We start from the raw sequence: 25,889 nt of genomic DNA, 5'->3' as shown, positions 1-25,889 counted from the left end.
CACGCTCGCAAAGGAGCCCGCCTTGGGCCTGCCGTATCCATTCGAGATCGGACTCTTCGAGAAACTCGGCGTCGAGCTCGAGTACATGATCGTCGATCGCGACACGCTCGGGGTGAAGCCGATCGCCGATCGGGTCCTGCGCGCCGTGTCGGGGAATGACTCGGGCGACGCGTATCCCGACGGCGAGGACGCGCCGGTCTCGTGGTCCAACGAGCTCGTCCTGCACGTGCTCGAGATGAAGACCACCGAGCCGACCGGCGATCTGGCGCGGGCGTGCGCCGACTTCCAGCGACAGGTCGGCGTCGCGAACGGGCTGCTGGCCCAGCACGGCGCGATGCTCATGCCCGGCGCGATGCACCCGTGGATGGACCCGCACGCCGAGATGAGGCTCTGGCCGCACGCGTACGGGAAGGTGTACGCGGCGTTCGACCGCATCTTCGGCTGCACCGGGCACGGCTGGGCCAACCTGCAGAGCGCGCACCTCAACCTGCCCTTCCGCGACGACGACGAGTTCGGGCGTCTGCACGCGGCGATCCGGCTGGTGCTGCCCCTGATCCCTGCGCTGGCGGCGAGCTCGCCCGTGATGGACGGGCGAGCGACGGGGCTGCTCGACAACCGGCTCGAGGTATACAGGAACAACTCGAAGCGCGTGCCGCTGGTGTGCGCGAGGGTGATCCCCGAGCGCGTGTTCACGCGCGACGCCTACGAGAACGGTCTGCTGCGCTCGCTGTACGACCAGATCGCCCCGCTCGATCCGGAGGGGACGCTGCAGCACGAGTGGCTGAACGCGCGCGGCGCGATCGCGCGGTTCGACCGGGGATCGATCGAGATCCGCGTCGTGGATGTCCAGGAATGCCCGCTGGCGGACTGCGCGATTGTGCACCTGATCACGCAGACGGTCCGCGCGCTGGCGGAGGAGCGCTGGTCGTCGGGCGCGGACCAGCGCGCGATCGAGGTCGACCCGTTGCACGGGGTGTTCCTCAGCGGAGTGCGCGACGCGGAGCGCGCGGTCGTCGACGACGGCGCGTATCTTCGCGCGATGGGGATGTCGGAGGGTCGCCATCTCGCGGGCGACATCTGGCGCGACATCGCGGCGCGCGTGGTGGAGGCCGGCTCGGTGTGGGAGGCGCCGCTGCGCACGATCTTCGAGCGGGGCCCGCTGGCCCGGAGAATCCTGCGCGCGACGGGCGAGAACCCGGGGCGCACAGAGATCGATCGGGTGTGGCGCGAGCTCAGCGAGTGCCTGCGCGACGGCAGGATGTTCGGCGCGTGACGCCCGGCGCGGTTCACCTCGTCGTCACCTGCGAGCACGCGACCCGGCGCGTGCCCGAGCGGCTCCGCCGCGCGTTCCGGGGGCAGGGCGCGCTGCTGAAGAGCCATCGAGGCTGGGACCCCGGCGCGCTCGCGGTGAGCGAACGCGTCGCGGCGGCACTGAGCGCCCCGCTCTTCGTGGGCGAGGTCTCGCGCCTCGTGATCGAACTGAACCGGTCGATCGATTCGCCCTCGCTGTTCTCGGCGACGACGGCGGCGCTCGACGATTCGACGCGCGCCGACCTCATCGCGCGCTACTACACGCCCTGGCGCGTCGCGGTGAAGGATCACATCGAGCGCCGGGCGCGCGAGGGGGCGGTGCTGCACCTGTCGGTCCACTCGTTCACCCCGGTGCTCGAGGGCAGGACGCGCGAGCTGGAGATCGGGCTTCTGTTCGACCCGGCGCGCGCAGGAGAGAAGGCCTTCTGCGATCGGTGGAGGCGCGAGCTGGCGCGCGCCGACGCCGGCGTCGACCCGTGGCGCGTGAAGATGAACCAGCCCTATCGGGGCACGAGCGATGGGCACACGACCGCGCTGCGCCGGGTGTTCCCGGCGGACCGGTACCTGGGCGTCGAGATCGAGGTGCGCAACGACCTGATCGGGTCCAGGCCGGGGCAGGAACGCGTGGGCGGCGCGATCGCGCGGTCGCTGCGTGCGGCGATCGGGCTGGGCTGACTCATGCGGCGCGGAGCATCGGCTGGCGCTTCCAGTAGGTGAGCGAGCGCCACATCCACTCGAGCGGGCCGAAGCGGAAGCGCGCGAGCCAGATGGGGCTCCAGACGAGCTGCGCGGTCCAGATCAGCAGCACGATGCCCCACAGCCCGACGCGGCTCACCTCGCCCCACATGCCGAGACCGTAGCCGTAGAAGACGAGCGAGCAGATCACCGAGTGCGCGATGTAGTTCGAGAACGCCATCTGCCCGACGGCGGCCAGTCGTGCGGTGAGCCATCGCAGCGCGCCGGCGCGGATGATCAGCATGACCAGCGCGACATGCCCGGACGCGACAAGGAGCGAGCCGAAGTAGTTGAAATGGCTGTCGAGCATGTACCAGCGGACGATGTCGAAGCCCTTGGCGGCGTGGAGCCAGCCGCTGACGCCGGCGAGGGGCAGGCCCAGGCCGTAGCCGACCACGAGCATCTTGCGATAGAAGGCGGCCGAGCGCAGGTTGCTGAAGACGCCCGTCTTGAGGGCGACCATGCCCAGCAGCATCACCGCGGTGACGCGCCAGATGCCCCACAGGGGGATCATGAAAAACTGGAACATCGCGGCCTGCGACGCGCGCTGGGGCAGGAGATCCAGGTATCCCCCGGTGAACGCGGCGCGCTGCTCTGCGAGGACTTCTTCGGTGGCGACGAAGCCCTTCTGCATCTCGGGCCACGCGTCGGCGAAGCCGTTCTGCCATTCCTCGGCGGTTCCGGCTTCGACGGCCTGCGCCGCGCTGCGCATCAGCTCCATGAACGTGCCGAAGACCACGTTGATCATGGGCGCGACCATCAGGAGTGCGCCGGCGATGACCAGGAGCCACTTGACGGAGAGTTTGCGGAAGAGGAACGCGACCATGCCGCAGATCGCGTACGAGACGAGGATGTCGCCTTCCCAGATGAGGTAGGCATGGATGAGGCCGAAGAAGAGGAGCCACCCGAGGCGGCGGTAGAAGAGGCCGGCGGACTTCCCGGTGCGCTGCTCGGCGCGGGTGGTGAAGACGATGATCCCTGCGCCGAAGAGGGCGGAGAAGATGGTCATCATCTTGAACTCGAAGAAGACATGCCCGAAGAGCCAGGCGGCCAGGTTTGCGCCCTCGAAGCCCCCCTGCAGCGCCGGGTTGAAGAAGACGAAGGTGTAGTAGGCGAAGAACGGGATGTTCATGGGCAGGATGCCCAGCAGCGCGAAGCCGCGCAGCGTGTCGATGGAGGAGATGCGATCGGAGCCCAGCGCCGGCGTGGCGCGCGCAGACGCGGGGGACGCCGGGGGCGCCGGGGGCGGGGGCGGGGGCGGGGTGTCCATCGCGCTGGGGGCGGTCGTCATTCGGTCCTCCTGTGTCCTCATTCGTCCGGCGGAGACAGTACCCGCATACGGGTGCGTCCGCTTCGCGTGGTTGGGCGAAAGCGTGGGCCGATGTCGCGCCTTCCAGACCACATCGACAAAGACGCGGCCGACCTGCCTCGCGAGTTCGCGAGCAGGGAGGAACTCGTCGCGTTCGTTCGGAGCGCGTTCCCCGGGGCGGGCGGCGAAGGGGCGTCGGAGACGCGGGGCGGGCGGGCCGAGGCGCTCTGCCGGGTGCGCGCCATGGAGCCGCGGGAGTACGCCCGGACCCGGAACTTCCTCGACGGCGCCGTCACGGGCCTCTCGGCGCACCTTCGTCACGGGTGCGTGACGCTCGCCGAGTGTCGAGACGCGGCGGTTGCCATCGTCGATCGCGACGAGGACGCCCAGAAGCTCGTGCAGGAACTGGCGTGGCGTGACTATTACCAGCGCGTCTACGGCGAGATCGGCGAAGGGGTCTGGCGCGATCTCGAGGCGTGGAAGACGGGGCGCGAGGCCGGGTCGTACTCGCGGGCGATGCCCGAGGAGGTCGCGCGTGGCAGCACCGGGCTGGCGTGCATAGACGCGTTCGTGCGCGGGCTCGTCGAGACGGGGAGCATGCACAACCACGCGCGGATGTGGTTCGCCTCGTACCTCGTGCACTGGCGCGCCGTGCACTGGAGCGCCGGGGCGTCCTTCTTCCTGGCGCATCTGCTCGACGCGGACGTCGCGAGCAACAACCTGTCGTGGCAGTGGGTGGCGAGCACGTTCAGCCACAAGCCCTACATCTTCAATCGGGACAACCTGGAGCGCTTCACCGGGGGCGTGCACTGCGCCGCCTGCGCCAGCGCCGGGGAGTGCCCCTTCGACGCGCCGTACGAGGCGCTGGAGCGTCGGCTTTTCGGCGTGAGCGTGGAGGGGAGGGATCGGCGTGGCTGAACGCGTGGCATGGGTGCACGACTACGCGATGCGGGCGACCTCGCCGGCGCTGCGTCCGGGCTGGCCCGGGGTGTTCGTGTTCGACGAGGAGTGGATCGAATCGGAGGGGCTGAGTCTGAAGCGGCTGGTGTTCCTCTACGAGTGCGCGCTGGAGCTTCCTGTGACGATCCGGAGGGGGAGGGTGGTGGAGGCGGTCTCCTCGTTCGCGCGAGAGGCCGGGGCCGGGGTGATCGTGACGACGGCGTGCCCCTCGCCGCGGATCGCGCGGCAGATCGAGGCGCTGCGCCGGGAGTTCGTGGTGGAGGTGGTCGAGGACGAGGGGTTGGTGGGGCCGGGGTCGCGCGTTCCCGACCTGAAGCGGTTCTCGCGGTACTGGTCGAGGGTGGAGAGGTCGGTGTTCGAAGGGGCGGACCGCGCGCGCGGCGCCGGGCTTGTCCGGGGGGACTTCGCCGATCGGTGAGCGCGCCGGTCCCACGGACGGGCGGGAATGCCTACCCTATCGACCACGCCGACGCATGAGAGAGTCGCTCGGCGAGGCCGCGCAGAGGATGCGCGGTCCCGCCGCGGCTGTCGCCCCATGCCGGTCGCGTGAAGAGGAGTATTGCAGGACGACCATGCTGTTGGCATCGATCGGGATCCTGGGAGTGCTCGCGGTGCTGGCGCCGACGATCCATCGCGCGATCGGGGAGCGCAGCGGCTATGTGTTCGCGTCGGTTCCGGCGGCGCTCGCGGCGTGGATGGCGGTCGCGGCGGCGCCCGGGGTTCTCGCCGGCGAGCCGGTGAGCGAGTCGCTCGTCTGGGTGCAGGGGCTGAACGCGACGCTGGCGGCGCGTCTGGACGGCCTCTCCCTGTTGTTCAGCATGCTGGTGCTGGGCGTGGGAGCGCTGGTGCTGCTCTACGCGAGCGAGTACCTGAAGGGGCATCGCGAGATCGGGCGGTTCTACGCGACGCTGATCGGCTTCATGGCGGCGATGCTGGGGCTGGTGCTGGCGGACAACATCGTCCTGTTGTTTATCTTCTGGGAGCTGACGAGCATCACCTCGTACCTGCTCATCGGGTTCGATCACGATCGGGAGAAGGCGCGGAAGTCCGCGCTGCAGGCGCTGCTGGTGACGGGCCTGGGCGGGCTGGCGCTGCTGGCTGGTCTGATCCTGCTCGCGGTGCAGGCCGGCTCGTGGAGCGTGTCGGAGATCCTGGCGAACCGCGACGCGTGGGCTTCGGGCGGGGCGATCACGGGCTGGACGACGGCGCTGATCCTGATGGGCGTGCTCACGAAGAGCGCGTCGTTCCCGTTCCATTTCTGGCTGCCCGGCGCGATGGAGGCGCCCACGCCGGTGAGCGCGTACCTGCACTCGTCGACGATGGTGAAGGCGGGGGTGTATCTGGCGGCGCGGATGACCCCGGCGTTCGACGCGGTGTCGTTCTGGAACGACGCCCTGACGCTGCTGGGCGGTTTCACGCTGGTGTTCGCGGCGTACCTCTCGACGCGCGAGACGTATTTCAAGAAGGTGCTGGCGTACACCACGGTCAGCTCGCTGGGCGGGATGCTGATGCTGATCGGCCTGGGGGGCGAGGAGGGCGCCGCCGCGGCGTGCGCGTACCTGCTCGCGCACGCGATGTTCAAGGGCGCGCTGTTCCTCGTCGCCGGGTGCGTGGACCACGGGGCGCACCTCAAGGACATCGAGAAGGCCGGCGGTCTGGCGAAGAAGATGCCCTTCACGGCGGCGGCGGGCGCGATCGCGGCGCTGTCGATGGCCGGGCTGCCCCTGACGCTCGGGTTCGCCGGGAAAGAGCTGCTGCTCAAGACGAGTCTGCACGCGCCTGCGTGGAAGTGGTACGTGGTGATCAGCGCGTCGGCGGCGGGGGTTTTCTTCGTGGTCGCGGCGTGGATGGCCGGGTACCGCGCGTTCTTCGCCCCGGCGCAGGACGACGCGGCGCGCGACCACGCGGCCCACGCGCACGAGAACGGCTGGCGCATGCTGCTGGGCCCGCTCTCGCTGGCGTCGCTGGGCATCGTCGCGGCGCTGGCGCCGTGGCTGTTCGCCGAGCCGATGACCCGGGCGGCGGCGGGGGCGGTGCTGGGCTTCGAGGTCGACGCGTGGAAGTCCGTGCACCTGGACCTGGGCCACATGCTGGCGCCCGGGGCGGCGCTGGCGATCAGCCTGGGCGCGCTGGTGGCGGGCACGGGTCTGTATTTCGCGAGGGCCCCGTGGCGGCGTGCGACCGCGCCGGCGCATGTGCTCGAGCGCGTGGGGCCTGCGCAGCTGTATCACTGGATCTACGAGGGCGTGCTCGGCTTCGGCAGGTTCCAGACGCGCGTGCTGCAGAACGGCTCGCTGAGCGTGTACATCAAGACCGTCGTGGGGACGCTCATCGCCCTGACGGTCTACGCGATCTGGCGGAGCGACGTGAGCATCGCGCCCGAGACGATCCGGCCCGACGTGGCCGGCGTCGAGTGGGCGCTGCTGCTGGTGCTGCTGGGCGGCGCGGCGCTGTGCGCGATGCTGGTGTCGCGCCTGGCGGCGGTCGCGGCGCTGGGGGCGATCGGCTACGGCGTGGCGATCATCTTCGTGCTGTACGGCGCGCCCGATGTCGCGATGACCCAGTTCGCGGTCGACACCCTGACCGTCATCATCTTCGTGCTCGTGATCTATCACCTGCCCCGGTTCGCGTCTCTCTCGTCGAGGCGCCATAAGTCGTTCGACCTGGCGGTCTCGACGGCGTTCGGCGGGATCATGGCGGTTCTGATGCTCATCGCGTCCGAGCTGACGCCCACCCGCCCGGTCTCCGACATGATCGTGGAGCGGGCGTACACCGAGGGCTACGGTCGCAACGTGGTGAACGTGATCCTGGTCGACTTCCGCGCGCTCGACACGCTGGGTGAGATCACGGTGCTCGGGCTGGCGGCGGTTGGCGTGTACACGCTCATGCGCCTGCGCCAGCCGGGGGAGGGGTCGGCGTGAACTCCATCATCCTCATGACCGCGACGCGTCTGATCTTCCCGCTGCTGCTGCTGTTCTCGGTGGTGGTGACGCTCAACGGGCACAACCTGCCCGGGGGCGGGTTCGTGGGTGGTCTGATGGCGGCGTCGGCGTTCGCGCTGTACTCGATGGCGTACGACGCGGCCACGACGCGCAAGCTGCTGCGCATCGACCCGATCCTGCTGATCGGGCTCGGCCTGCTGCTGGCGACGGTGAGCGGGTTGTACTCGCTGGTGTACGGGGCGTTCACCGGCCTGTCCATGGCGTTCATGCAGGGCATGTGGGTGTCGTTCGAGGCCCCCGGGATCGGCGAGATCAAGCTCGGGACGCCCCTGTTCTTTGATCTGGGCGTCTATTTCACGGTGCTGGGCGTGACGCTGCTGATGGTTCTCACGCTCGAAGAGGAGGCGGCGGGATGACACCACTCCTCGCGATCGCGGTCGGCGCGCTGTTCGCGGCGGGCATCTACATGATGCTCCGGCGCAGCGCGATGAAGCTGGTGATCGGGCTCGTGCTCGTCGGGCACGCCGCGAACCTGCTGATCTTCGGGTCGTCGCGGATCATCCCGGGCGGCTCGCCCCTCACGCGCGTGGGGGAGACCCAGCCCGAGTCGCCCTACACCGACCCGCTGCCCCTCGCGCTCATCCTGACGGCGATTGTGATCAGCTTCGCGATCGTGTCGTACACGATCGTGCTGCTGCGCCGGACCTTCGACGAGGCACGCACGGACGACCTGGACTCGCTGAGGACCACCGACCGATGAACGCGCTGCTGGTGAGCCCCATCGTGATCCCGCTGCTGGGCGCCGTGCTGTGCACGGTCGCGTGGAAGGCGGTGCGCGTGCAGCGCGTGATCGCGTTGACCTGTTCGGTCGCGTCGCTGGTGTGCTGCCTGATGCTGCTGTGGAGCGTGCGTGAGGGCGGGGTGCTGGTCACGCGGGTCGGGGGGTGGGGCCCGCCCTTCGGGATCTCGCTGGTGGCCGACATCCTCTCGGCGATCATGGTGTCGCTGGGCGCGATCGTGGGCCTGGCGACGGTGGTGTACTCGCTGGGCTCGATCGACGAGCGGCTCGAGAAGTACGGCTATCACGCGCTGGTGCAGGCGTTGCTGGCCGGCGTCGCGGGCGCGTTCCTGAGCGCGGACCTGTTCAACATCTATGTGTGGTTCGAGGTGCTGCTGATGTCCTCGTTCGTGCTCCTGACGCTCGGGGGCGGGCGGGGGCAGCTCGAGGGCGCGATCAAGTACGTCACGCTGAACCTGCTCTCGTCGACGATCTTCCTGGCGGCGACGGGGCTGCTGTACGGAGTCGCCGGGACGCTGAACCTCGCCGACCTGGCCGAGACGCTGGCGGAAGCGGAGAACCCCCGGCTCATCACGGCGTTCTCGATGCTGTTCCTGGTGGCGTTCGGCATCAAGGCGGCGATCTTCCCGTTCTTCTTCTGGCTGCCGGCGAGCTATCACACGCCCCCCCCGGCGGTTTCGGCGCTGTTCGCCGGGCTGCTGACGAAGGTGGGCGTCTACGCGATCATCCGCGCCTTCACGCTGGTGTTCGTGCAGGAGCCGTCGTTCACGGGCGAGCTGCTGATGTGGCTGGCCGGGCTGACGATGGCGACCGGCGTGCTCGGGGCGGCGGTGCAGCACGAGGTGCGCCGGATCCTCTCGTTCCACATCATCAGCCAGATCGGCTACATGCTCATGGGGCTTGGCGTGGCGCTGGTCGCCAGCGCCGAGGCGACGCGCCTGGCGGAGGCCGGCGCCCCCGAGGCGGCGGTCGCGGCGATGCGCACTGCCGCGGTCGTGTCGCTCACCGGCTCGGTGTTCTACATCCTGCACCACATCATCGTGAAGACGAACCTGTTCTTCGTCGCCGGCGTGATCCAGAAGGTCAAGGGCACGGGCGAGCTGGCGCGCATCGGCGGGCTCTACCGCGAGCGCCCGTGGCTGGGCGTGTGGTTCCTCGTGTCGGCGCTGTCGCTGGCGGGCATCCCGGCGCTGTCGGGGTTCTGGGCGAAGTTCACGCTGGTGCGAGGCGGGCTCGAGGCGCGCCAGTGGTGGCTGGTCGCGGTCTCGCTGGGCGTCAGTCTGCTGACGCTGTTCTCGATGACGAAGATCTGGGCGGAGGCGTTCTGGAAGGCGGACCCGCACGAAGAGGGCGCGACGCGCAGCCGCGAGCGCCCGACGCGCCGGCGCATGGCCCTGATGTACGCGTCGATCGTGGGGATGGCGCTGATCACGCTGGCGATCGGCGCCGGCGCTGGCAGTGTGTACACGCTCGCCGAGCGCTCCGCGATCCAGCTCCTCGACACGAGTGCGTACCGCGACGCTGTGCTCGGGCGCACGACGACAAAGCTGCCGGGCGCCGAGCCCGTGGGCGTTGTCCGGGGCGTCGACGGGGGTGACGAGCCATGATCCAGCGTCTGTTGATGAACCTGCTGCTGGCGCTGCTGTGGGCGTCGACGATCGGTCCGTTCACGCCGGCGAACGTGGGCGTGGGCTTCGTGATCGGGTTCTTCGTGCTGCTGATCGCGTCTCCGATCGACAAGCGGGACAGCTATTCGAAGCGCGTGTTCGGCGTGCTCGGGTTCATTTTCTACCTGTTCTACGAGCTGGCGAGGGCGAACGTGCTGGTGGCGTGGTGGACGATCTCGCCGCTGAAGCGACTGTCCCCGGCGCTGATCATCCTGCCGCTGGAGGAGGGGATGACCGACGCCGAGATCACCGTGCTGTCGAACGTGATCACGCTGACCCCGGGGACGCTGAGTCTCGACGTGTCTCCGGACCGGCGCGCGATGCTCGTGCACTGCATGCACGCCCCGAACCCCGACGCGGTGCGCCGCGAGATCCACGACGGGTTCCTCAGACGCCTTCTGGAGGTGACGCGATGATGCTGCTGGCGACGATGGTTGGCGAGGGCGCGGTCGTGCCGATGGAGGCGGTCGAGGCTGCGTCGCGGCTCTCGCCGAGCGTGAAGATCCTCTTCACGCTGGCGGGCGCGGCGCTGAGCGTTGGTCTGATCTGCGCGATGATCCGGCTCATGGCCGGGCCCTCGCTGCCGGACCGCGTCGTGGCGCTCGACCTGATGGGCAACTTCGCGGTCGCGATGATCTGCGCCTTCGCGGTGCTGAGCGACATCCCGGCGCTGCTGTCGGTTGGGATCGTGATGGCGCTCGTGCTCTTCCTGGGCACGGTGGCGTTCGCGTTGTACCTCGACCGGCGCGTGCGCGGCGTGTGGAGCCACGACTCATGACCGGCATCCAGGGCGGACTGGTCGTGGGTCTCGTGCTGCTGGGCGTGGGCTTCAGCATGCTCGCAGGCATCGGCGTGCTGCGCATGCCCGACGCGTACATGCGCATGCAGGCGGCCACCAAGGCGGGCACGCTCGGGGTGGCCTGCATCGTGATCGGCGTGGCGATCCACTTCCAGAGTCTGGCGGTCGCGGTGCACGCGCTGCTGATCGTCGCGTTCTTCTTCCTGACGGCGCCGGTCGCGTCGCACCTGATCGCCCGGGCCGGCTTCGCGGCGAACATGCCGCTCTGGGAGCGCACGATCCGCGAAGACCTCGACGCGCACAACGCCAGGACGAAGGACGCGGCGGGCGACGCTGCGCCGGGCGCGTCACCGGCGGGCGAGGCGGATCCGGATCGGCCCTCGCGCGCGTGACGCGTCGACGACGCGCCCGCCCTGGGTGATCTCCACGAGTCCCTCGGCGACGAGGCGGCGCGCTGCCCGGCGGACCGGCTCCATCATCGTGCGCCAATCGTCGGGGCCGGCGGCCAGTCGCGCGATCTCCGAGGGGCAGGCGCTGGCGTCGCGCGGGCGCGAGCGGAGCAGCTCGAGCACGGCGCGTTCGAGCGACTCGCGGGCTTCTCCGGACGCCTCGGAGCGCGAGGCGCGTCTGCAGGCGTCTGAGCAGTGCCTGACGCTCTCCCAGTCGCGCTCCCATTTCTTGCGCCAGGTGATGACGCGTCCGCAGTGCGCGCAGGGCTTGGTCGGGAGGGCGTCGCGACGGGGCATGCCCGGGGTTCGCGGCTCAGTCGTGCGCGGATGTGCCGAAGTTGGAGAGCACGGCGTTGATGTCGGCGAAGTTGACCTCGCCGTCGAGGGTGACATCGCCGGGGAGCGATCCGTCGGCAGGGCCGGCGGCGCCGAAGTTGGAGAGCACGGCGTTGATGTCGGCGAAGCTGACGATCCCGTCGTTGTTCGCGTCGCCGGGCCAGCGGGCGGCGGCGCGGAGCATGTCGAGGGCGGCGAGGGCGATCCTGGTGTTGCCTCGCTGCGTGAAGTGCGTGCCGTCGATCCTGAAGCCGTCGACATACTGGTCTGGCATCGAGCCCATGTCGTCGCGACGGAGAAGCGTGACGCCCGGCACGGCGTTCGCGCGTGCGTTCTCGAGCACATAGCGGTGCCAGTTCTCGAGCGTGCCCGTGTCGTGCACGATGTCGCCGATCCACGCGATCTGGACATCCGGGTGCGCCGAGCGCAGCATCGCGGTGAACTCGGCCATCGACTCGAGGGTCGAGTTCTGCGTCGCGAGGTGCATGAGCCAGATGTCAGGGGCCGCGAGCGACATCCATTGCGGGACCGCGCCCGAGAAGCACTGCGAGACCTGGGCGCCGTAGCCGTTGCCGCCCCAGCCGACCGACGCGAAGATATAGCCCGGGACATCGGTGCGATACGCCTCGTAGCCAAAGAGGGCCACCGGCCCTCGCACGCCTGACGGGCGCACCTCGAGCCCGCGCCACGACGCGTCGGGCGATGCGGCGGGCGGGGCGTGGTGCTCGAAGCGTCGGATCTCGTAGGGGCCGTACAGCGCCTGCGACCCGGCGTCGGGCGCGCGGTCGAAGGGGTGTTCGAAGGTGACGCGGGTCGTGTCGCTTGGCTGGTCGTAGTCGATCGCGCTGGCGACCGAGATCGTGTATCCCGAGCTGGTGGTCGGGAAGAAGAACGCGTCGCCGACGAGCGCCGGGGCGGGGCCTGCGCCGAGGTTGCCCGCGAACACGATTTCCCCGTTGTTGATGCGCTGCACGACGACGGCGGGAGTCTGCGTCCGCGCGGTGTCGAGCGGCACCGTGGCGAGAAACTCCTGCGCGCCGGGGGCGGACTGGCTGCTGCCGGTGTCGTACGAGAAGCTCGCGTCGGAGGAACCCGGGTACGCGAGGACGAACGCGACGAGCGTGATCGGGGCGTCGTCGGTGAAGCGTGAGCCGGGCTCGTGGCCCGATCGGAGGGAATATCGGGTGCCGGGGTTGGTGCTGTTGAGGAGCACGCCGCCACCGGGTCCGAGTCCGGTGCTGTAGACGCTCGCGGTGAAGAAGCGGGAAAAGTTGGAGGTGTGCGCCGACCCGACGGAGCCGGAGAACCGGTACCCGTCGGAGCCGGTTGATCGGATCGCGAAGGTGGGCGAGTCGCGGATCAGGAAGGCCGGGCGGAACGCGATCCCCGATGCGTGCTCGCGCAGGGCTTCGACATAGCCGTGACCGAAGTTGCCGACGCCACCGAGGATGTCCCACAGTCGCACGCCGCGGCTGTTGCCGCTGACGAAGACGCGTGTCGGCTGGGCGGGCGGCCTGTGCTCTGCGAGGATTCGGAGCGCCGGGGACACCCCGTGCACTTCGTCGCTGTCGGGGAACGCGGCGGTGACCGAGGGGAGCGTGCGGAGAAAGAAGCCGGCGGACTGGACGGGCTGTTCGAAGGGCGAGCGGTACAGCATGCCCTCGCAGGCGTTGACGAGTCTCACGACACGGAGGGATGTGGGCTGGATGGAGGTGTCTCGTGAGAAGACATGGAAGTCGGTCGCGCGAGCGGGCTTGTCGACCTCGGCGGCGCGCTGCGACTGCGAAGCGGTCGCTCCTGCGCCGTCGTGGGGCTGGGCGGTGATGGCGTGGTTGATCATCCAGCGCACGCCGTCGATGCCGTTCATATTCCCGGCGTGGAGCGAGGTGTCGAGGTTGTACGGCGCGAAGTGGTCGCGGCTGGCGAACACGGCGCGCGCGTCGCCGGTGGTGACCGAGTGGTTGCGCACGGCGACGAGGCCGAAGACGCCTCGCATCGAGGGCGTCGCGCCGGTCGCGCCGAGCGTGAAGTCGCCCGTCGCGGGGCCGGCGGCGAAGGGCCCGGAGGGAGCGCTGGTGTTCTGGACGAAACCGCGTGTGTCCGATTCGACGGACAGGAACGCGACGCCGTTGCTGTCGAGCGTGAGTGTGACGAGCGCCCACTCGCCTCGCGGGAGGGCGTCGGGTGCGACGAGCGCGATCTGCAGCGGCGAGCCGCTGGCTCGGGACAGCGTGGCGAGGACATCGCCATCGGGCGAGACGGCGAGCGAGAAGGCGCCGGGCACATCGAGGATTGAGCGCGTGGCGGGCCCGTCGTCGGGGTCGCGATGCAGCCATGCGAAGAGCGTGAAGGATCCGGCGGCGATCGCGGGGGGCGCCGGAAGGCGAACGACGGCCTGATCGGATGTGGTCTCGACTGCGCCGGTGGCTGGCGGCGAGACGGCGGCGGTCGCGAGCGCGAGGCAGGTGAGAACAAAGGCCGCGCGAGCGGTGTGACGCATGCGAACTCTCTCCGGTGGCTTCGTGCGTCGTCCGGACGCATCACCATCATGCCGTGCCCGGCCGGGAGAGCAAGGGGGTACCCGGGGAATGAAAGGAAAATGCCCGGCCTTGCGGGCCGGGCATCCTGGGTGTTTGGTGGATTATCGGAGCGTGGTCAGCGGATCAGCGGTCGTTGCAGCCGACGCCGAAGTTGGAGAGGACGACGTTGAGGTCGGCGAAGTTGACGACGTCGTCGTTGTTGAGGTCGCCGGGGACGCCGAAGCCGGTGGCGCCGAAGTTGGAGAGGACGACGTTGAGGTCGGCGAAGTTGACGACCCCGTCGCCGTTGGCGTCGCCGGTGCAGCTGGGCAGGGGGACGATCGCCGAGACGACGACGTCGTCGATGTTCCAGCCGTGGTAGATGACGCTGGTGTCGGTGGTGCCCATGACCCAGCGGAGGTAGACGGTGCTCTGGCCGTCAGCGATGGAGGAGATGTCGTAGGTGTGCTGGGTCCACGCGGTCTCGTTGAGGGAGGTGGTGGGGTTTGCCCAGAGGATGTTCCAGGTCGTGCCGTTGTTGGAGACCTCGAAGCGTGCCTTGTCGTAGGTGGAGGACTCGACGCCGAGCCAGCGCCAGAACGAGACGGAGACGCCGGAGTAGTTGGAGCAATCGAGCGCGGTGGAGGTGAGGTTGTAGGCGGGCATGCTGTTGGTGTAGTCGCCGTTGAGGTTGTAGCCGTAGACGAACTGGCCGGTGTATCCGGAGGTGGGGTCGCGCCCTCGCGAGCCCTGTCCGGTGGGCTGGCCGAAGGCCCACTGGCCCTGGGTGGTCCAACCCGGATCGGTGTCGAAGTTGAACTCGTAGACGGGGGTGGGCCCGCCCACGGTGAACGAGATGGTTGCGAGGTTGGAGGGGCCGCCCTCGGGGGGCGTGCCGCCGTCGTCGGCCATGTAGGTGAAGGAGTCGTTGCCGAGGTAGTTGAAGTTGGGGCGGTAGGTGAGGGTGTCGGTGGTGAGCTGGTAGGGGACGGCGGTGATGAGCCCGTTGGCGGAGTCGAAGAGGCGCCCGTTGGCCGGGAGCGACTGGACGAAGTAGGAGAGCCCGTCGCCGGGGAGCCCGTCGTCGTTGACGGGGAGCTGGACGACGACCTCGGTGTTGGCGGGCGTGGAGAACGCGGTGTTGCCGGCGAATGGCGGGCGCGGGCCGCAGTCGCTCATCGCGGAGAGATCGATCGCGGCGAAGCCGACCGGCGTGCCGCCGCCCGGTGAGAGGCCGGCGATGCCGTCACGCCCGTTGTTGGTGAGGTAGTTGAGCTCGATGCGCCCGTCGAAGAACATGACGACCTGGAAGGTCATCGGCCCTGCGGGGGAGAAGTTGTCCTGGATGTTGATCCAGGTGACGGCGGCGCGGTCGGAGAACTGCTTCCACGAGACCTGGCCGGCGCCGGAGTTGAGCCCGTCGAAGAAGGGCGAGATGCGCGGCTGGTTGAAGTGGATGGCGAAGGTCTCGACGGTGGTGCTGTCGGGCCCGTTGAAGGTGATGTTGCCAGCGGCGTTGACCCAGAACGAGGAGTACTCGACGCCGTAGAGGCGGACCTTGGCGTTGTCGGCGAGGGTGACCTGGATGGAGTTGGAGGTGAGCAGCGCGAGCGGGGTTCCGCCTTCTGGATTCGTGTCGAAGGAGGAGATCTCTTCGGCGCAGCCGGTGTAGAAATCGATGTTGCCGGGCGAGGGCTCGAAGGCGAGACGGAGGTTCTGGAGATCGGAGAGCCCGAGCGCCGTGGTGAACTGCTGCGCGAAGTAGGAGGGGATGTCGGTGGTGCTGAAGGAGAAGCACGCGCCTTCGTTGTTGTTGGTGGAGGCGTTGCCGGCGTCATCGGTCGCGGCGAGCGAGAAGAAGTAGGCGGTTCCGTCGGTGAGTCCGGAGAGTGAGACGGAGTGCGTGGTGTTGCGCGGGCTGGCGGCGGTGGTGCTGCCGCCGCAGGCCGTGCCGTAGCTCATCGTGACGACGGCGGGCTCGGAGGTCTCGAAGGTGATGGTCGCGCCGAAGGGCCCTGTTGAAGCGACCGCGACGTTGGAGATGACGGGCGGGGCGCAGTCGACGGTGGCGGTGGCGGTGACGGTGACATTGGTCCCGCCGAAGCCGTCGTCGGCGTCGATGTAGGTGAGGGTGATGGTGTCGCCGTCGAGGGTGCGCAGGACGCCGGGGGACTTGACGCTGCTCGTGGGGAGCATGGCGCGGAAGTCAGCGGTGAGGGGGCCGGTCTCGGTGAGGACGACCATCTCGCCGATGGGGTCGGAGGTGCTGGTGACGTGGACGATGACGGTCTCGTTGACGCCGTCGTCCATGTTGAGGTCGCAGTCGGAGACGCGCAGCGAGAGCTCGGCGCCGCACTGGTAGACGGCGCTGTTGAGCGACGCGAGGCCGGCGGTCGAGCAGTTGATGAGCAGCGGGCTGGCGGCGAGGGAGAAGGTCTGGGGTCCGACGGGCACGTTCGTGCCGACGATGTTCACCTGCCACACGCCGGGCGTGGGGTTGGCAACGAAGACCTGCTCGATGTTGTCCTTGGTGTTGGGCTGGTTGCGGACGGCGTTGGCGCCGGGGTTGGCGAAGTCGAGGGTCCAGGGGTACTGGCGGTTGCCGTTGGGGTCGATGACGACGAGGTCGAGGTCGTTGACGAGCATGGGGAGCGCGACGGCGGCGCCGGGCGCGTCGTCCCACGCGAGGGTGGCCTTGAACTCGGGCGAGCCGGGCTCGACGAAGACAAGGACGGAGTAGGAGCCGCCCTGCGAGACGGACTCGCTGGCGATGTTGCCCTCGCGCATGAAGTCGATGGTGTCCTTCACGCGGATGGAGCCGTAGCCGGTCTGGTTGTCGGGGCCGGGCTGGGCGACATCCTGCGCGTTGTGCGCGAGGAGGACCTTGACCATCGAGGGATCGGGGTCGGGCTCGCCCGAGAAGTTGAGGCGCCAGTCCTGCAGGATGAGTGCGACGGCGCCGGCGACGGTGGGGGCGGCCATCGAGGTGCCGCACTTGGTGTTGAAGGTTGTGTCGGCGCTGGAGCCCGAGGAGGTGACGCCGTTGTCGCTGGGGTTGCCCCAGGGGTCGACGCCGTTCTGGCAGCCGGGGGCCGAGATGTCGGGGCGCATGCGTCCGGAGTCATCGGGGCCCCACGAGGTGAAGCCGGTGACCGAGTCGTCGTTGGAGTTGAGCGCGCCGACGGTGATGTGGTTCTTGGCGTTTCCTGGGGGCGCGGTGGTGCGATAGGTGGAGCCGCAGCGCGCGGTGCCCTGTCGCTCGTTGCCTGCGGCCCAGATCATGATCATGTTGCGCCCGAGGGAGCCGCGCGCGATCTCGTCGATGAGGGCGGAGGTGAGGCCGTAGTCGCCTTCCCAGTCGCAGGGGAAGCCGTTGGGGGCGGTATTGGAGCCGATGGAGTTGTTGGAGAGGTGGGCGCCGTGGACCTGGATGGCGGCGGTGTAGTCCTGGACGAGGTCGCCCGGGTCGGTGTAGAGGAAGCCGGCCTGGAGGCCGCCGGGCACCTGGAAGCCGAAGGAGGTGATGAGCGCGTCGGGCGCCATGCCGCGGTGGTTGCCGCTCAGGTCGCCGCGTCCGGCGACGGTGCCGGCGACGTGGGTGGCGTGGTCGGAGGTGCTGGAGTTGTCGTTGACGCCCAGGATGGCGCGGGACGCGCCGTCGCCGCGGAAGGTCTGGTGCGTGTTCCGGATGCGTCCGCCGTCGTAGACCATGACGTTGACGCCGGCGCCGGTGAGCCCGTACGGGGCGGCGTTGACGGCGTTGACCTGGGTGCGCTCGCGGTTGGAGTTGTTGAGTGGGGTCCAGGTGGGCTCGGCGGGTTCGATCCACATGACCTCGTCGCGCTGCGCGAGTTCGCGGATCTGCGAGAGGTGCGCGTGGACGACGACGGTGTTGATGGGCTTGACGAACGAGCGGATCTCGACGCCCTCGGCGTTGAGGACCGCGGCGCCGGCGTCGTGGATGTCGATGTCGGCGTGGAAGGCGACATAGGCGGCGACGAGGTGGTCGCGCTTGCCGTCGGCCGGGTCGGCCAGTTCGGCGGGCTCGGCGGCGGCGATGTGGTCGAGGATCGTCCACTCGGGGGGCGTGCCCTGCGCGAGCGTCGAGTGGAGTTTCCAGGCGGGGCTCATCTCGCGGATGTTGACCAGAGCCGGGCGCGACGCGATCGCGTTGGCGTTGGCGCCGCCCTCGAGCGTGCCGATCCAGGAGTTGGCGCCCACGAAGGTGTGGAGGCGGAGGCCCGCGGCGCGCAGCGCGTCCTTCTCGCTGTCGAGGAGGGGGCGGTCGAACGAGACGACGACGCGGGTCGAGTCGGCCTTGCGCGCGATGTCGGCGGCGTTGGAAGCGAGCTCGGCGCGCGACATGACCTTGAAGGTGTCGTCGACGGCGGCCTTCCACTGCACCTGAGCGGAAACGGTCGACGCGGCGCCGGCGCACGCGAGCAGCGCGGCCGCGAGAGTGCGCGAGCGCCACGACGAACCGTGTCGAGCGTTGGGTGAATCCGGGTTCTGGGACATGAACGAACTCCTGCGGGCAACAGCGAACGAGAGGTGGTCCCGGAGTGCGCACGCCAATGCGCACCCCGGTCGGAGTAAACGACAATCACGAGCGAGGGGCGTCGGCCCGTCGTCGAGGGGTCAGGAAGCGAACGGCGCGCAGAGAACAAGAGGGCTACGGGCCCTTGGCTTCACGAACGGGTTAGGGGGTCGCGCACACGCGGTCGGTTTCCGCCTTCACGCCTTCGAAGATACAGCACACTCCTCGGCGGCGGAAGGCCCAGTTTGGGGAATTCCCAGGGCGGACCCAAAAAAGTTTCGCTGTTCCCGGACCATGGTCCCGCCGGGAGCCGCGCCGTTGCCGAAGGCCGGTCGAGCCCTGAGAATGGGGCATGACTGTTTCACACTGGAGAGTTCAGCACGCCGGGTTCGCGCCGGCCCGGGATCTGCCGGCGCGGGTCGACCTGCTCGTGCTGGGGGGCGGCGTCGCGGGGGTGTCGGCTGCCCTGGAGGGGGAGCGACGGGGGCTGGACACGCTGGTCGTGGAGCGCCGGCGCGTCGCGTGGGAGGCGAGCGGGCGCAACGCCGGGTTCCTCATGCGAGGGATGGCCGAGAGCTACGCGGTTGCCGTGGAGCAGTACGGGCGCGAGGCGGCCAAGCACGCCTGGCGCGTGAGCGAGGACAACCTGAGGGACCTGGTGGCGAAGGGCGTCGACGGGCTGCGCTCGTTCCAGCGCGTCCCCAGCGTGATCGTCGCGACGAGCGAGGACGAGCGGGTGAAGTTGCGCAAGAGTCTGGAACTGCTGCGCGAGGACGGGTTTGATGCGCTCTGGCTCGACGACGGCGCGGATGCGCTTTGGGAGAGCGGGATCGGCCTGGGCGGGCTCGTCAACCCGCATGATGGCGCTGTGAACCCGATCGAGATGATGGGCTTCCTGGCTGGGAAGCTGAAGCGCCAGGTGCGCGAGGGCGTCGAGGCCTACGCGATCGAGAGCGTGAAGGACGGTCTGCGCGTGCGCACGAGCGAGGGCGATGTCGTCGCGTCGCGCGTGATGCTCTGCACGAACGCCTTCGCGCGCGAGCTGCTGCCGAGTCTGCGCGGCGTGGTGGAGCCCAAGCGCGGCCAGATGCTCGCGGTGAGGCTGCTGGGCGTGGACGAGGCGCCGTGGAGGCGTCTGGACGCGAGTTATTACCTGAACTACGGGCACGAATATGTGCGCCAGACCTTCGACGGCACGGTCGTGCTGGGCGGGTACCGCTGGATGCGCAAGGACACCGAGGTGGGCTACGAGGACGCGCCGCAGCCCGAACTGCAGGGCGCGCTGGAGCGCCTGGCGCATGAGTTGTTCGCGGAGAGCGAGGACGATCGCGCGTTCGAGGTGGTGGCGCGCTGGTCGGGGGTGATGGGGTTCTCGCCCGACGGCATGCCGCTGGTGGGGCCGGTGCGCGAAGAGTGGAACGAGACCGGCGCCGCGTGGTTCTGCGGCGGCTTCACGGGGCACGGGATGTCGCTGGGCCACCGGACGGCCACGCTGGCGGTCGGCGCGATGCTGGGGGATGGGGAGAACCCGTTCCCTTTGGGGAGGGCAGTGGGGAGTGGGGAGTAGGGAGCAGGGAAGAGGGGATGCCTGGAGCGTGCCGTCAGGCGCTGCGTCGGATGGGGGAGCGGTAGGAATCGAGGCGCGAGCCCGATCCGGTCCCGGCGGGGTCGATCGTGGGCAGGCCCACGGGCAGGGCGCGAGCGCTGAACTCGTCGGCCTCGTCGTGCAGGGCGCGATGGGCGAGGGCGTTGGCGTCCTCGTCCTCGACGACGCGCGGGAAGAGGTCGTTCCAGACCTGCGCGTCCGCTCCGGGGGTGGGCGTCGCGGCGGGGTTGGCGACGGGTTCGGAGGAGTTCAGCGGCTCGCGGTGGTCCATGGCGTGCGTTATCGACGCGGCGCGGGCGCGACTTTCGCGCGTCTGTCTCGGATACGATTGGTTTCTCACGAATGGAGCCGCGATCGATGTCGACGACCAACACCGCACCGTCTCTGTCCAAGGCCGCCCGTCTCGCGATCGACGGGGGGACGCCGGTGCGCCCAGCCGGGAAGAAGATCCCGCTGATCTCGGCGAAGCTCGACCGGACGGACATCGACGCCGCCATCGCGGTGCTCGAGAGCGGGATGCTGCGTGCCGGCCCCCGGGCGGCGGAGTTCGAGAAGCAGTTCGCGGCCAAGACCGAGGCGGCCCACGCGCTGACCTGCGCGAACGGGACCTGCGCGCTCCAGCTGGCGTATCTGGCCGCCCTCCACCTGCCCGCGCAGGGCGCGCGCGAAGAGGTCGAGGTCATCGTGCCCTCGTGGACCTATATCGCCACGGCGTCGATGCTCGTGGCCTGCGGCATCACGCCGGTCTTCTGCGAGTGCGACCCGGAGACCTACACGATCGACGCGGAGGACGCCGCCACGAAGATCAGCCACAAGACGCGCGCGATCGCCGCGACCCACCTGTACGGGAACCCTGTGGATATCGACGCGGTGCAGGCGCTGGCGCAGAAGCACGACCTGCGCGTGGTCTACGACGCGGCGCAGAGCCACTTCGCGACCTGGAAGGGCAGGGGCCTGGGCGCGTTCGGCGACGCGGTGACCTATTCGTTCTACGCGACGAAGAACCTCGCGACGGGCGAGGGCGGCATGGTGACGACCAACAGCCCGGAGGTCGCCCGCGCGATGGGCCTGCTGCGCTCGCACGGCGAGACGGAGAAGTACCTGCACGAGACGGTGGGGTTCAACTATCGCATGACCGACATCGAGGCCGCGATCGGGCTGAGCCAGCTGCAGCGGGCCGACCAGTTCACCGGCGCGCGTCGGGCGAACGCGAAGAAACTCGACGCGCTGGTCACTGAGATCGACGGGCTGCACGCGCCCAAGACCACGCCCGGCGGCGAGCACGCGTTCCACCTGTACCAGATCCGCATGGACGAGACGGCGTTCTCCTGCTCGCGCGACGAGTTCATCAAGGCGTTGGAGGCCGAGGGCGTGAATTGCGGCGTGCACTACCCCAAGCCCCTGCACTTCCAGCCGGCGTTCTCGCAGTACGCCACGCAGAAGTACCCGATCAGCGAGCGCCTGGCGCGCGAACTGTTCTGCGTCGCGGTGCACCCGTCGCTGACGGATGCCGATATCGCCGACCTTGGCGAGGCGCTGCGCAAGGTCGCGGACGCGTATCGGAAGTAAGAAGAGAAGATGAAGAGATTCACCGCGGAGGACGCGGAGGGGGAAGGGGCTGGGGGAGGCGTGGTACGGCGCAGCCGTGCCACGACCGGAACCGACTGAGGTGCTGAACCCTTGCGGACCTCTCCGTGGCACGGGCTGCGCCCGTGCCACGCCACCCATCTTTACTTTCTCTTCCTGCTCCCCACTCCCCATTCCTCGCCCCCTCCCAAAAGAGTTTGGAGATCCTCCGTTCCTGCGGTACCTTGTCTGGAGCACAAGGGGCGAACGCCCGGAGGAGACCCGCATGCGTATCCGTGAAGGTGTCATCGCGCTGTCCGCGTTCGCGGCGAGCGGGCTCGCGCTCGCGTCCCACCCCACCACCACGATGTACGGGCACGAGTTCGTCACGGTGGGCGCGCCGGGCAATCAGGGCGCGCAAATCCTCGACAACGACGGCATCGGCCCGCTCATCCGCGTCGGCGCGGTCAACTACGAGTTCCGCGTCTCACGCCACGAGGTCACGCGCGGGCAGTGGCTCGAGTTCATCGACGCGCAGCGCGCGTTCCTGCCCCAGAACTTCAGCCCTCTGAACCCCGGCTTCACAGGCCGCGCTGCCGAGTACATCGGCATCGGCCCCGACGGGCTCCCCGCATACCAGGTCACGCGCCCCGACCTGCTCAACATCCCCGCGGTTCCCTCGTGGGAGTTCGTCGCGCGGTACATGAACTGGCTGCACAACGGCAAGAAGCCGCTGGGCCAGGCCACCGCCGCCGACTTCGAGACCGGCGCGTACACGGTCGCCAACTTCGGCGTGAACGAGCCGGCGACGCGCAACGCCGACGCGCGGTTCTTCATCATGAACGCGGACGAGTGGACCAAGGCGGTCTATTACGACCCCAACCGCTACGGCGACGGCGAGGGCGGCTACTGGATGAACCCCGGCAGCAGCAATGATCCTCTGACGCCTGGTGCACCCGGCGTTGGCGAGACCAGCGCCGGGTGGAGTTGGAGCGGGGCTGGGCTGTCTGGTCCCCCGCCGGTGGGCGCGTACGGGGTGGAGACGCCGTGGGGCCTGCTCGACGCGTCCGGGGGCGCGAGAGAGTGGCTGGAGATGTTCCCTCAGGAGAGCATCGGCTATGGCACGGAGGGGCTGCGCCGTCCGATCGCGGGCTCGTCGACGGAAGGATTTTCGCCCGGCTCGAACCCGCTCGCGAATGATGCGATTGGAGTGTTCTCAATCGGTTTTTCCAATCTGAGTACCCATGGTTTCCGGGTGGGCGCGGTGGTCCCGTCGCCGGCGGGGGGAGCGGCATTCGCGTGCGCGATGGCGCTTGCCGCGCGCAGGCGGCGGTGATCGGGAGACAGGAAGAAAGAGAGAGAGGCGGAGGTTGGGGAGCGAAGCCCGAAGAGGGGTTAGCCCTCACCCAAACCCTCTCCTGTTCTGTTCGCTTCGCTCACAGAACAGGAGAGGGGGCGGGAAAGATCATGGCGCCCGCTGTTCTTTGCCCCGTGCCCCGTGCCGCGTGCCTTCTCAGAACAGCATGCCGGTGACGCGTGACTCGAAGACGAGTTTGTTGTCGACGACGCCCTGGATGTCGGCGACGAAGCGGCGCTGGGAGAACTTCACCTCTCGGGAGATGAAGTAGATGGTGTCGCCCGGGACGACCATGCCGCGGAAGGCGGTGTTCTCGATGCGCGTGAAGCCGGCGAACTTGTCGGTCTTGACGCGCGCGTGGAACAGGATGGAGGCGAGCTGGGCGCCCGCTTCGACCATGAGGACTCCCGGGAGGATGGGCCTTCCGGGGATGTGTCCCTTGGTCCAGAATTCGTCGTCGCGGATGTGTTTCACCGCGACGGCGAGGGTGTAGTCGGGGCGGTGCCAGACGACGCCGTCGAGGAGGAGCATGATGTCGCGATGGGGGATGAACCCCTCGATGTCGTTGCGCGACAGCATCTTCTGCGAGAGGTCGAGGGTGGCGAGGTCGACGAAGCACTCGGCGGGGCAGGGCGATCGCGCGGCGTCGCCGTTCGCGCTGGCGTCGAGTGCGTGCACCGGGGTGTGTTGCTGTGTCTGGCTCACGATAATGGGATTCGCGACTTGTCCTCGGTGTTCAGGCCGCCGCGTCGTCGGAGCGGAGCTCGAGGATCTTCTTGCGGACATCCTGGGCGAGGTTCTTGATGTCCTGCATGGCCTTGCGCGCGCGGGTTCCGGCGGCCTTGTTGCCGCCCTCCGCCTTGCGCAGGTCTTCTTCCGCCTCGTGGACAAGCTGCTTGAGCTGCTCGAATTCCTGCACGGGCTGATTCTCCGAAGGGGGGGTCGTAAGGGCGAAGGGGCGGGGCGCCCCGCCGGGGTTCACCATCATGCAGAGCAACGCCGAGAATGGCAAGGCGGGCTCGGACGGTCGATGGTCGGGCAAGTGTAGGGGGTTGCCCGGTGCGCGGTCCGCCCGGGGGGCGGGGCGATCTCCGGGGGGTCGCTCAGCGTTCCTTGCAGCCCTGGGAGCCGGGGCCGAAGAGGATGACGCTCTTGCCGGCCCGCTTGGACTCGAGGGCGAGCTGGTCGGCCCGGTCGAGGAGGGCGGGGGCGTCGATCGCGTCCCACGGGTAGGTCGCGAGGCCTCCGGAAATGGTGAGGGCTTCCGGGGCTTCGTCGCCCAGCTTGGGGAAGCGGCACTCGCAGATCTGGCGCTGGAAGCGCGCGGTGACTTTGCTGAGCGAGAGAGGCGTCTGGGGCGAGCCGGACGCTGAGCGGGGGCCCTCGGGCTCGTAGAAGACGACGGCGAACTCGTCGCCCCCGATGCGGCAGACGCGATCGCAGGGGCGGATGACGGACTTCAGGAGCCGCACGGTCTCGCGCAGGATCTCGTCGCCGGCGCCGTGCCCGTAGCGGTCGTTGAAGTGCTTGAAGTCATCGATATCGATCACGAGGAGGTGCGCTTCGAGGCGCCGGCGTTTCGCGTCCTCGAGGGTCTGGGGCAGGTAGCGGTCGAAGAAGCGCCGGTTCCATGCGCCGGTGAGCGGGTCGGTGAGGGCGGCCTCGCGGAGTTGGCGCATCTGCTCGGCGAGGGCGAGTCGGCGGGAGAGCCAGGCGGCGGCGTCTCTCAGGGCGTGCTCGTTGAGCCGGTCGGAGGAGAGCACGCCGAAGGGCGAGCCGCGCCGCTCGACGGCGACGCTGGTGCGCGCGCCGGGGGTCTTGGCGCCCTCGCGCGTGAAGGCGAGTGTCGGGTCGTCGAGCCGGGCGCGCAGGGCGTCGACGAAGACGCCCGTCGCGTCGTGGCCTGCGAGGAGTGCCTCGAGATCGGCGGATTCTTCGTCGAGCGACGCGGCGCGCGTTGACGCGTGCGGCTGCGACGGCGCAGGGTTTGTCGGTTGCGCGACGGGCGTCGGCTCGGGTTCGCGCGCGGCGCGAGGGGCGCGCACGGCGTCGGGCGTCAGCGGGCCCTCGACGATGAGGTCGAACGCGCGCGAGAGGCCGTTGAGCGAGCGCCCCCCGTCGCGCCTGCACAGCAGGATGGTCGCCTTGGGGTTCGCGTCGCGCGCCGCGTCGAGGAAGGGGCGCATCTCGCGCTCGTCGAGCGCGTTCTCGCCCAGCGCGATGACCGAGGCCGGCGCCCCGGGGTCGGCAAGCTCCGCGATCGCGTCCACGGCGCTGCGCACCCGGATCAGCTCGACGCCCTCGTCGGCGCGCAGCGAACGCGCGGGCTCTGCGCCCACGAGCAGCACGCGGATCGGCGGGTTGGCTGGAGTCGGGTGCGTCGTCATCGCGGGTCGTGGTCGTTCGGTTCGTCGGCGAGGAGCATCGAGAGTTCCTCGTCGCTCAGCAGGTTCTCACGCGGATCGGCGGCGTCGTGCTCGTCGATCGGCTCGTGGGGCGCAGGGGCGTCGGTCAGGCGGAGCGCCGGCTTCGCGACGGCGCGTGACCGGGGTGGTACGACCACGACGCCCGGGTCGTTCGCCGCCCGCCTGGCGGCGCCCGGGGCGACCCAGGCGCGCAGCGGCGGGCGTTCGCGCTCGTCATACTCCCAGATCACCAGCCCGGGGGTGCGCCGAGCGGCGGCGTCGAGCAGGTCTTCCAGCGAGCCGACGCCGTGGCGGGCCGGCTCGACCACGATCAGCGCCGGGTGGCGGTCCGAGGCGGGCGAGCACTCGTGAGTTGCTCTGGTGAGCGCCAGCATGGCGGCGAAGGGGTCGCCGGCCAGGATCGCCTCGACCCCTCGTCGCCCCAGCGCCGCGAGGAGGACCCCGGGCGCCGGCGTCTCGGGCGCGCAGAGGACCACGCAGCGCGCAGGCGCTGCGCCGGGCGCTGGGCGCCCTTCGGCTCTCTGGGGGGTGCTCGTTCCGCGCTGCATGGCAAAAGTCTACACGACGCTGG

The 25,889-nt window shown here is 69.4% G+C and carries 23 protein-coding genes; 14 read left to right on the top strand and 9 right to left on the bottom strand.

Features of this window, described 5'->3' with window-relative positions:
* Nucleotides 1–22: 22 nt before the first annotated feature.
* Nucleotides 23–1,273 carry a hypothetical protein gene (locus tag KF684_12550; protein ID MBX3353755.1) on the top strand — a complete coding sequence of 417 codons (1,251 nt, stop codon included), beginning with the start codon at nucleotides 23–25 and terminating at the stop codon, nucleotides 1,271–1,273.
* Nucleotides 1,270–1,986 carry an N-formylglutamate amidohydrolase gene (locus tag KF684_12545; protein ID MBX3353754.1) on the top strand — a complete coding sequence of 239 codons (717 nt, stop codon included), beginning with the start codon at nucleotides 1,270–1,272 and terminating at the stop codon, nucleotides 1,984–1,986. The genes KF684_12550 and KF684_12545 overlap by 4 nt, the downstream gene beginning before the upstream one ends.
* Before the next feature lies 1 nt (nucleotide 1,987).
* On the opposite strand, the gene KF684_12540 is transcribed toward KF684_12545, so the two are convergent.
* Nucleotides 1,988–3,337, bottom strand: a complete 1,350-nt coding sequence (locus KF684_12540; protein ID MBX3353753.1) for a DUF418 domain-containing protein — start codon at nucleotides 3,335–3,337, stop codon at nucleotides 1,988–1,990.
* A 90-nt stretch (nucleotides 3,338–3,427) separates the two neighbouring features.
* Between KF684_12540 and KF684_12535 the strand changes: the two genes are divergently transcribed.
* The 9 genes from KF684_12535 to mnhG all read left to right on the top strand — a co-directional run bounded on the left by KF684_12535 (nucleotide 3,428) and on the right by mnhG (nucleotide 10,914).
* Nucleotides 3,428–4,273: a hypothetical protein gene (locus KF684_12535; GenBank protein MBX3353752.1), complete on the top strand. Its 846-nt coding sequence runs from the start codon at nucleotides 3,428–3,430 to the stop codon at nucleotides 4,271–4,273.
* Nucleotides 4,266–4,733, top strand: a complete 468-nt coding sequence (locus tag KF684_12530) for a hypothetical protein (protein MBX3353751.1) — start codon at nucleotides 4,266–4,268, stop codon at nucleotides 4,731–4,733. The genes KF684_12535 and KF684_12530 overlap by 8 nt, the downstream gene beginning before the upstream one ends.
* A 154-nt stretch (nucleotides 4,734–4,887) precedes the next feature.
* On the top strand, nucleotides 4,888–7,236 hold the full coding sequence (locus KF684_12525) for a DUF4040 domain-containing protein (GenBank protein ID MBX3353750.1): 2,349 nt from the start codon (nucleotides 4,888–4,890) through the stop codon (nucleotides 7,234–7,236).
* The gene (locus KF684_12520; GenBank protein MBX3353749.1) at nucleotides 7,233–7,673 is read left to right on the top strand and encodes a Na+/H+ antiporter subunit B; all 441 of its coding nucleotides are present in this window, start codon (nucleotides 7,233–7,235) and stop codon (nucleotides 7,671–7,673) included. Before KF684_12525 ends, KF684_12520 begins: the two co-directional genes overlap by 4 nt.
* Nucleotides 7,670–8,017 (top strand): NADH-quinone oxidoreductase subunit K, encoded by a 348-nt coding sequence (locus KF684_12515; protein ID MBX3353748.1) that lies wholly within the window; start codon nucleotides 7,670–7,672, stop codon nucleotides 8,015–8,017. Before KF684_12520 ends, KF684_12515 begins: the two co-directional genes overlap by 4 nt.
* A complete protein-coding gene (locus KF684_12510) occupies nucleotides 8,014–9,663 on the top strand; it encodes a Na+/H+ antiporter subunit D (protein ID MBX3353747.1) in 1,650 nt (549 codons plus the stop codon). The genes KF684_12515 and KF684_12510 overlap by 4 nt, the downstream gene beginning before the upstream one ends.
* The gene (locus KF684_12505; protein ID MBX3353746.1) at nucleotides 9,660–10,139 is read left to right on the top strand and encodes a Na+/H+ antiporter subunit E; all 480 of its coding nucleotides are present in this window, start codon (nucleotides 9,660–9,662) and stop codon (nucleotides 10,137–10,139) included. The genes KF684_12510 and KF684_12505 overlap by 4 nt, the downstream gene beginning before the upstream one ends.
* Nucleotides 10,136–10,501: a hypothetical protein gene (locus KF684_12500; protein MBX3353745.1), complete on the top strand. Its 366-nt coding sequence runs from the start codon at nucleotides 10,136–10,138 to the stop codon at nucleotides 10,499–10,501. The genes KF684_12505 and KF684_12500 overlap by 4 nt, the downstream gene beginning before the upstream one ends.
* Nucleotides 10,498–10,914, top strand: a complete 417-nt coding sequence (mnhG, locus tag KF684_12495; GenBank protein ID MBX3353744.1) for a monovalent cation/H(+) antiporter subunit G — start codon at nucleotides 10,498–10,500, stop codon at nucleotides 10,912–10,914. The genes KF684_12500 and mnhG overlap by 4 nt, the downstream gene beginning before the upstream one ends.
* Here the strand turns inward: mnhG and KF684_12490 are convergent.
* The 3 genes from KF684_12490 to KF684_12480 all read right to left on the bottom strand — a co-directional run bounded on the left by KF684_12490 (nucleotide 10,870) and on the right by KF684_12480 (nucleotide 18,344).
* Nucleotides 10,870–11,268, bottom strand: coding sequence for a DUF2256 and DUF3253 domain-containing protein (locus KF684_12490; protein ID MBX3353743.1), 399 nt, complete (start codon nucleotides 11,266–11,268; stop codon nucleotides 10,870–10,872). The two genes, mnhG and KF684_12490, sit on opposite strands and share 45 nt — an antisense overlap.
* A 16-nt stretch (nucleotides 11,269–11,284) precedes the next feature.
* The gene (locus tag KF684_12485; GenBank protein ID MBX3353742.1) at nucleotides 11,285–13,807 is read right to left on the bottom strand and encodes a hypothetical protein; all 2,523 of its coding nucleotides are present in this window, start codon (nucleotides 13,805–13,807) and stop codon (nucleotides 11,285–11,287) included.
* Nucleotides 13,808–13,970: 163 nt separating this feature from the next.
* Nucleotides 13,971–18,344, bottom strand: coding sequence for a S8 family serine peptidase (locus KF684_12480; protein MBX3353741.1), 4,374 nt, complete (start codon nucleotides 18,342–18,344; stop codon nucleotides 13,971–13,973).
* A gap of 371 nt (nucleotides 18,345–18,715) precedes the next feature.
* On the opposite strand from KF684_12480, the gene KF684_12475 reads away from it, so the two are divergent.
* On the top strand, nucleotides 18,716–19,930 hold the full coding sequence (locus tag KF684_12475; protein ID MBX3353740.1) for an FAD-binding oxidoreductase: 1,215 nt from the start codon (nucleotides 18,716–18,718) through the stop codon (nucleotides 19,928–19,930).
* Nucleotides 19,931–19,964: 34 nt separating this feature from the next.
* Here KF684_12475 and KF684_12470 read toward each other — a convergent pair whose 3' ends face one another.
* A complete protein-coding gene (locus KF684_12470; GenBank protein MBX3353739.1) occupies nucleotides 19,965–20,240 on the bottom strand; it encodes a hypothetical protein in 276 nt (91 codons plus the stop codon).
* An 86-nt stretch (nucleotides 20,241–20,326) separates the two neighbouring features.
* On the opposite strand from KF684_12470, the gene KF684_12465 reads away from it, so the two are divergent.
* Both KF684_12465 and KF684_12460 read left to right on the top strand, forming a co-directional pair.
* Nucleotides 20,327–21,538, top strand: coding sequence for a DegT/DnrJ/EryC1/StrS family aminotransferase (locus KF684_12465; protein MBX3353738.1), 1,212 nt, complete (start codon nucleotides 20,327–20,329; stop codon nucleotides 21,536–21,538).
* 283 nt (nucleotides 21,539–21,821) lie between these two features.
* On the top strand, nucleotides 21,822–22,871 hold the full coding sequence (locus tag KF684_12460) for a hypothetical protein (GenBank protein MBX3353737.1): 1,050 nt from the start codon (nucleotides 21,822–21,824) through the stop codon (nucleotides 22,869–22,871).
* Nucleotides 22,872–23,048: 177 nt separating this feature from the next.
* Here KF684_12460 and KF684_12455 read toward each other — a convergent pair whose 3' ends face one another.
* From KF684_12455 to KF684_12440, 4 genes are all read right to left on the bottom strand, one after another.
* Nucleotides 23,049–23,570: a beta-hydroxyacyl-ACP dehydratase gene (locus tag KF684_12455; GenBank protein ID MBX3353736.1), complete on the bottom strand. Its 522-nt coding sequence runs from the start codon at nucleotides 23,568–23,570 to the stop codon at nucleotides 23,049–23,051.
* A 58-nt stretch (nucleotides 23,571–23,628) separates the two neighbouring features.
* On the bottom strand, nucleotides 23,629–23,811 hold the full coding sequence (locus KF684_12450; protein ID MBX3353735.1) for a hypothetical protein: 183 nt from the start codon (nucleotides 23,809–23,811) through the stop codon (nucleotides 23,629–23,631).
* A 184-nt stretch (nucleotides 23,812–23,995) separates the two neighbouring features.
* Nucleotides 23,996–25,279 (bottom strand): GGDEF domain-containing protein, encoded by a 1,284-nt coding sequence (locus tag KF684_12445; protein ID MBX3353734.1) that lies wholly within the window; start codon nucleotides 25,277–25,279, stop codon nucleotides 23,996–23,998.
* Nucleotides 25,276–25,866 (bottom strand): hypothetical protein, encoded by a 591-nt coding sequence (locus KF684_12440; GenBank protein ID MBX3353733.1) that lies wholly within the window; start codon nucleotides 25,864–25,866, stop codon nucleotides 25,276–25,278. The genes KF684_12445 and KF684_12440 overlap by 4 nt, the downstream gene beginning before the upstream one ends.
* Nucleotides 25,867–25,889 lie beyond the last annotated feature (23 nt).

The sequence above is a fragment of the Phycisphaeraceae bacterium genome, from assembly GCA_019636675.1.
Classification (GTDB): domain Bacteria; phylum Planctomycetota; class Phycisphaerae; order Phycisphaerales; family UBA1924; genus JAHBXC01.
The sequence above is the reverse complement of the archived record's forward strand: the minus strand, read 5'-3'. Positions and strand labels throughout refer to the sequence as shown.

Excerpts from the sequence above, each read along its gene's own strand:
- KF684_12470 (MBX3353739.1), bottom strand. The coding sequence starts at position 20,240 with ATGGACCACCGCGAGCCGCTGAACTCCTCCGAACCCGTCGCCAACCCC.
- KF684_12540 (MBX3353753.1), bottom strand. The coding sequence starts at position 3,337 with ATGACGACCGCCCCCAGCGCGATGGACACCCCGCCCCCGCCCCCGCCC.
- mnhG (MBX3353744.1), top strand. The coding sequence starts at position 10,498 with ATGACCGGCATCCAGGGCGGACTGGTCGTGGGTCTCGTGCTGCTGGGC.
- KF684_12485 (MBX3353742.1), bottom strand. The coding sequence starts at position 13,807 with ATGCGTCACACCGCTCGCGCGGCCTTTGTTCTCACCTGCCTCGCGCTC.
- KF684_12525 (MBX3353750.1), top strand. The coding sequence starts at position 4,888 with ATGCTGTTGGCATCGATCGGGATCCTGGGAGTGCTCGCGGTGCTGGCG.
- KF684_12440 (MBX3353733.1), bottom strand. The coding sequence starts at position 25,866 with ATGCAGCGCGGAACGAGCACCCCCCAGAGAGCCGAAGGGCGCCCAGCG.
- KF684_12510 (MBX3353747.1), top strand. The coding sequence starts at position 8,014 with ATGAACGCGCTGCTGGTGAGCCCCATCGTGATCCCGCTGCTGGGCGCC.
- KF684_12500 (MBX3353745.1), top strand. The coding sequence starts at position 10,136 with ATGATGCTGCTGGCGACGATGGTTGGCGAGGGCGCGGTCGTGCCGATG.
- KF684_12465 (MBX3353738.1), top strand. The coding sequence starts at position 20,327 with ATGTCGACGACCAACACCGCACCGTCTCTGTCCAAGGCCGCCCGTCTC.
- KF684_12480 (MBX3353741.1), bottom strand. The coding sequence starts at position 18,344 with ATGTCCCAGAACCCGGATTCACCCAACGCTCGACACGGTTCGTCGTGG.
- KF684_12475 (MBX3353740.1), top strand. The coding sequence starts at position 18,716 with ATGACTGTTTCACACTGGAGAGTTCAGCACGCCGGGTTCGCGCCGGCC.
- KF684_12445 (MBX3353734.1), bottom strand. The coding sequence starts at position 25,279 with ATGACGACGCACCCGACTCCAGCCAACCCGCCGATCCGCGTGCTGCTC.
- KF684_12515 (MBX3353748.1), top strand. The coding sequence starts at position 7,670 with ATGACACCACTCCTCGCGATCGCGGTCGGCGCGCTGTTCGCGGCGGGC.
- KF684_12460 (MBX3353737.1), top strand. The coding sequence starts at position 21,822 with ATGCGTATCCGTGAAGGTGTCATCGCGCTGTCCGCGTTCGCGGCGAGC.
- KF684_12535 (MBX3353752.1), top strand. The coding sequence starts at position 3,428 with ATGTCGCGCCTTCCAGACCACATCGACAAAGACGCGGCCGACCTGCCT.
- KF684_12490 (MBX3353743.1), bottom strand. The coding sequence starts at position 11,268 with ATGCCCCGTCGCGACGCCCTCCCGACCAAGCCCTGCGCGCACTGCGGA.
- KF684_12505 (MBX3353746.1), top strand. The coding sequence starts at position 9,660 with ATGATCCAGCGTCTGTTGATGAACCTGCTGCTGGCGCTGCTGTGGGCG.